The organism is Ochrobactrum sp. SFR4, assembly GCF_019730395.1.
Classification (GTDB): Bacteria; Pseudomonadota; Alphaproteobacteria; order Rhizobiales; family Rhizobiaceae; genus Pseudochrobactrum.
The window spans coordinates 1-237 of sequence record NZ_JAAPBB010001358.1; the positions used below are offsets into that span (position 1 = coordinate 1).

The window sequence follows — 237 nt, forward strand, 5'->3', positions numbered from 1 at the left end:
GCAGCAGAAAATTGACAAGACACGCGCTTTTGGCGGCGAGTTCATCGAAATTCGTCTGGTCGGCGATATTTTCGACCAGTGTTATGCCGCCTCGCAGGACTATGCCAAAAACGAAGGCGGGCTGATGGTGCCGCCATTTGATGCTATGGGCATTATCACCGGACAGGCATCGGTTGCTCAGGAAATTTCCGAACAATTGCCGGAAGGCAAAGTGCCGGATCTGATGATGCTGCCGGT

At 53.2% G+C, this 237-nt stretch carries 1 protein-coding gene; it reads left to right on the forward strand.

The features are described 5' to 3' along the window. On the forward strand, positions 1-237 hold a 237-nt coding region (locus HBA93_RS23455), incomplete at both ends, for a pyridoxal-phosphate dependent enzyme (protein WP_221724815.1).